Annotated in this window: 5 protein-coding genes and 1 pseudogene; 2 read left to right on the top strand and 4 right to left on the bottom strand. The window is 63.6% G+C overall.

Annotated elements, in window-relative coordinates:
* Positions 1-204 precede the first annotated feature (204 nt).
* From OBACDRAFT_RS11165 to OBACDRAFT_RS11155, 3 genes are read right to left on the bottom strand one after another with little or no spacing between them, the layout of a single operon-like run.
* The gene (locus OBACDRAFT_RS11165) at positions 205-651 is read right to left on the bottom strand and encodes an ExbD/TolR family protein (protein WP_043585616.1); all 447 of its coding nucleotides are present in this window, start codon (positions 649-651) and stop codon (positions 205-207) included.
* A gap of 47 nt (positions 652-698) precedes the next feature.
* A complete protein-coding gene (locus tag OBACDRAFT_RS11160) occupies positions 699-1,160 on the bottom strand; it encodes an ExbD/TolR family protein (RefSeq protein WP_043585613.1) in 462 nt (153 codons plus the stop codon).
* Positions 1,161-1,163: 3 nt separating this feature from the next.
* On the bottom strand, positions 1,164-1,835 hold the full coding sequence (locus OBACDRAFT_RS11155) for a MotA/TolQ/ExbB proton channel family protein (protein ID WP_052361744.1): 672 nt from the start codon (positions 1,833-1,835) through the stop codon (positions 1,164-1,166).
* 168 nt (positions 1,836-2,003) lie between these two features.
* On the opposite strand from OBACDRAFT_RS11155, the pseudogene infC reads away from it, so the two are divergent.
* Both infC and OBACDRAFT_RS11145 read left to right on the top strand, forming a co-directional pair.
* Positions 2,004-2,507: pseudogene (gene infC / locus OBACDRAFT_RS26485) on the top strand (translation initiation factor IF-3); the annotation flags it as partial.
* A 277-nt stretch (positions 2,508-2,784) separates the two neighbouring features.
* Positions 2,785-3,831: an N-acetylmuramoyl-L-alanine amidase family protein gene (locus OBACDRAFT_RS11145; RefSeq protein WP_052361742.1), complete on the top strand. Its 1,047-nt coding sequence runs from the start codon at positions 2,785-2,787 to the stop codon at positions 3,829-3,831.
* Between the two features lie 123 nt (positions 3,832-3,954).
* Here OBACDRAFT_RS11145 and OBACDRAFT_RS26480 read toward each other — a convergent pair.
* A partial coding sequence (locus OBACDRAFT_RS26480) for a TrmH family RNA methyltransferase (protein ID WP_232767012.1) occupies positions 3,955-4,814 on the bottom strand: 860 nt, incomplete at its 5' end.

Below are 4,814 nucleotides of genomic sequence, written 5' to 3'. Positions count from 1 at the left end.
GGAGCACGGTCAGCGTGGGAATTTCCTCGGACGGCGGAGGCGCAGGCGGGCCGGAGCGCCACTGTCCGCTGAGGGCAAGGGCGGCGTGGAGCACCACGGAGGCAAGGAGGGCTATGAGGAGATCGCGGGACAAGGATGAAGACGGGATTCGGTATGCGAAATGCGGGATTGGGAATGGCGCAGGCGTGACTGCGTCTGGTTGCGTTATCGTCCGGGGGCGCGCCAGGCGGTTTCGATGGAGACTTGGCCGATGCCGGAGAGTCGGACGTGGTCGAGGACGTGGATGAGGTCGCCATAACGGGCGTCGTCGTCGCTGGAAACGAGAACGCGCGGACTGGGGGAGGTGGCGCGATAGTGGTCGAGGCGCGGGCGGACTTCGGCGAGCGGGATGAGTTCGCGGTTCCACCATGCGGTGTTGTTGGCCGAGACTTGCAGGACAACGGCTTCATCGTCGGCGGGGCTGGCGGGCGCGGAGGGCTGGGCTTGGGGAAGCGTGACGGGGAGGGACTGGATTTTGTTCAGCGAGAGGGTGAAGAGAACAAAGGTGGCGAGCAGGAAAAAGATCACGTCGATTAGCGGGATGATCTCGATGCGCGCCCGGCGTTTTGCGGAAAGGGCTGAAGGCTGAAGGCTGAAGGCTGAAAAGGTCATGTGGATGCGAGGGTATCCGGTGTTTGGATGTTCGGATTCTGTGTTTTTCAGCCTTCAGCCTTCGGGCTTTCGGCCTTGTCCCGAATGCGCGTCTCGAAATGCACCTTTGTGAAACCGGCCTTGCGGACTTCGTCCACCACGTAGCGGACTTGGCTGCAAAGGGCGTTCTCGTCGCCGTTGATGAGAATGCGGGCGTCGGGCGTGACTTGGCGCAGGGCTTGAAGTTCGGCGAGAAATTCGTCGGGGGTCAGCGAACGTTTGTCCCAGCCAAGCGAACCGTCGGCACGAAGGGTCAGCGTTACGGCGTGCGCAGGGTCGCGGGCCTCGCCGCTGGCGGCGGCGGGAAGCATCACGGGGAGTCCTCCGGATTTGTTGAGCGAGAGGGTGAAGAGAACAAAGGTGGCGAGCAGGAAAAAAATCACATCAATCAACGGGATGATCTCAATACGCGCCCGGCGCGGCGGAGCGGCGCTGGTGACATGGGCGGACTGCTGAAAGAGGGCGGGCACGTTTCAGGATTTTTCGTTTTTCTTGAGGATGAGTTCGAGGGCGTTGGCGGCGTCGGAGATGGCGTGTCGAGCCTGCTCGATGCGGGTGTTGAGGGCGTTGAATGGCAACAGCCCAACGATCGCGATGGCCAGGCCGCAGGCGGTGGCGATGAGCGCCTCGCCCACGCCGCCGGTGATCTGGCCGGCATTGGCGGCGATGTCGCCGGAGCCGAGCGCGCCAAAGGTGTTCATCATGCCCGTGACGGTGCCGAGCAGGCCGAGGAGCGGGGCGATGGTGATGCACGTATCCAGAACTGCGATACCCTGCTGGTAGCGGGAAAGCTCCTGGTTGGCGGCGCGGGTGAAGGCGTTGCCCGGCGAGTGGTCGCGGTGGGTGAGCGCATACACCAGGATGCGCGCCACATAATCGCGGCTGCGCCGGCCCAGCGCCACGGCGCCCTCGGCATCGCGCGCCTCGACCTTTTCGAGCATGGCCTCGACGACCTCGGGCTGGCGGCGGGCGTTCTCCCGGAGAAGAAAAATCGCGCGCTCGACAACGGCCGTCACGGCGATGAACGACACGAGCAGGATGGGCCACATGACCGGTCCGCCGTGGGCGAAAAGCTCCATGGGCGACTTGCCCATGACAAAGGCCAGTGTGGAAACGGCGACCCCGTGAACCGTGGAAAAGACCATGACGACCATAGGAAGAACTGAAATGGGGCCGGGGGCGACCGCGGTTCAACGCAAAAATGGCAGGGACATGCCAGCCGAAAGCCGCCACTTAGTTGTTGATCCCGGAAATTATCTCCTAGAGAACCGCTGCCGTTTGATACCGATCCGATCCACAGCACTTAATTATTGATGGCTATTTCTTTTCCCCAAGGTGGCGGCCGGCGACCCGGCCAATATCAACGTCGTAACAACGACCCATTCGCGCATATCAGGCGCAACCAGCGCATCCGGGTTCCCGAAATCCGGGTGATTTCCCCCGAAGGCAAACAACTCGGCATCATGGCCACGGACCGGGCGCTCGCGCTCGCCCAGCAATTCAATCTCGACCTGGTCGAGATGGCCGCGACCGCCGATCCCCCCGTCTGCCGCATCATGGACTTCGGCAAGTATGTCTATGAAGAGCAGAAAAAAACCAGCCACGTGAAGGCAACGGCCTCCAAGATCAAAGAGATCGAGTTCACCGCGCGCATCGAGAAAGGCGACTTTCTCACCAAGGTGAAACACGCGGAGGAATTCCTCGACCACGGCAACAAGGTGAAACTTCGCCTGAAATTCCGCGGTCGCGAAATGGCCCGTCCCGAACTCGGTTTTGACGTGATCAAGCGCGCCCTGGAAGAACTCGCCGGCATGGGCCATCCCGACTCCACGCCCCGCCAGATGGGCAAGCAGATCAACGTCATGCTCACGCCCAATCCGCCCAACAAACGGAAGCGCAAATACGTCCTCGAAAAAGGCGAACAAGCCATCGACGACACCGGCAAGGACGACGACCGCGACGACGACGACGAAAACGACGACGCGGGCCCCCCCCCCCCCCCCCCCAGGCACCGAGGGCTGACCCGTGGAGGGAAACCCCGCGACAACCAGCCACCGCACCACTCGCGGGCCGCGAACACCGGCCCGCTTTCTTTTGACATACCTGCGCCTGCTCCTGCTCGCCAGCGTCCTCCTCGCCGGCCCCGGCGGCCTGATGGCCCAGCCTACGCGCCCCGGCGGACGCCTCCCGGCGCGCAACCCCACGACCAGCGCACCCGCCACGTTGAAACTCAACGGAGTCGCCTACATCGATGCGAAAGTGTTTTTCGCCCGCTACGGCTTGAAACCCGAATGGCTCGCCCCCAACACCCGCCTCGCCTTCGCCAACCGCTGGACGCGCATCGAAATCGAATACGACAAACGCGAAGCCCTCCTCAACGGCCTGCGCGTTTACCTCGGCGACCCCGTGACCGCCCGCCCTGGCACCCTCTACCTCGCGCAAATCGACGCCGAAGGATTATTTGCCCCCATCCTCCGCCCCAACGCGCTCAAAATCACCCGCCCCCTGCGCACCATCGTCATCGATGCCGGTCATGGCGGAAAGGATACCGGCACGCAAAACAAGCAGTTCAAATACGACGAAAAAAACTTCGCCCTCGCCGTCGCCAACCAGCTCCAAAAACAACTCTCCGGCAGCGGCTGGCGCGTGCTCATGACACGCTCCGACGACCGCTTCATCGACCTCGGCGCCCGCTCCGAAATGGCCGCCAAGGCCGGTGCCGACCTCTTCCTCAGCATCCACTTCAACGCCGCCGGCGCCGCCACCGTCAACGGCACCGAAACCTACATCCTGACCCCCCGCTACCAACGCTCCACCTCGTCCGAACGCCTCGGTTCGACCGATGCCATCGCACAACCCGGCAACGACCACGACGCCTGGAACACCGTGCTCGGCTACCACATCCACCGGCAACTCCTGTCACGCCTCGGCAGCGCCGACCGCGGCCTCAAACGCGCGCGCTTCGCCGTGCTTCGCCAGGCCCCCTGCCCGGCGGTGCTCATCGAAGCCGGCTATCTCTCCAACGCGATCGAAGCCCGCAAAATCGCCACCACTGCCTACCGTCAGAGCATCGCCGAGGCGGTTGCCGCCGGCGTGCGCTACTACGCCGCCGCCCTGGACACCGCAGCGAAGAAACAGTGAACAATGAACAGTGAAACAGTGAACAGTAAAGCAGTGGGCGACAGGCAGTGCGTAATGAACCTTTAACTACAATCACTACTCACTGTTCATTGCTCACTGTTTCATTGTTCACTGTTCACTGTTTCACTGTTCATTGTTTCCGCGTCGCAACGCCGCGCACACGATGCCCGCCGCCACGCCTGCGTTGAGCGACTCGGCCCGGCCGTATTTCGGGATCGTCACGAAACGCGTCACCGTTGCCCGCACCGCCGGCGAAAGACCCCGGCCCTCGCTCCCGATCACGATCACCGCATCGCGCCACGCCCCCGTCCCCCCCCCCCCCCCTGCACCAGACGGCGGTGTCAGCGAATGCACATCCTCGCCCCCCAAATCGCACCCCAGCACCGGCACGCCCGGCGTCCCCCCCCCCCCCGCCGCCGCCCGCGCAAGCGCGGGGGCCAGCGGAACCACATGCGCCGCCACGCGCGCGAACGAACCCATGCTGGCATTGATCACCTTTTGCGAAAACACATCCGCCGAATCGGGCGACAACACCACGCGATCGAGCGCGAACCAATCCGCGATCCGCAACAACGTGCCCACATTGCCCGGATCCTGCACCCCATCGAGCGCGAGCGTTAATCCTCTCGCCAGCCCCTCCTCCGGCAACGCCCGCCGCCACATCCGACCCACCGCAAACACCCCCGACGGCGTCGGATAATGGCTGATCCGCGCCATCTCTGCCACGCTCACGCGCACCCGCGCGCACTGTATGTTTCCCGTCAACGCGCCCAATTCCGCCTCCCCCGCCTCCGTCACATAAAACTCCTTGAATCCCCCCCCCTCCCCCTCCTGTCCCGCTGCGAGCAATTCGCGCACGACCTTGGCCCCCTCGACGACAAAAACCCCCTCCGCCTCGCGGTGTTTCTTTTCGCGCAACCCGCGCAAACGCTGCACTTGTGACTTGGTTAACATGATCCGATCCCGACCATGAGCCCAAAGCC

It is taken from the genome of Geminisphaera colitermitum TAV2, from assembly GCF_000171235.2.
Classification (GTDB): Bacteria; Verrucomicrobiota; Verrucomicrobiia; order Opitutales; family Opitutaceae; genus Geminisphaera; species Geminisphaera colitermitum.
The sequence above is the reverse complement of the archived record's forward strand: the minus strand, read 5'-3'. Positions and strand labels throughout refer to the sequence as shown.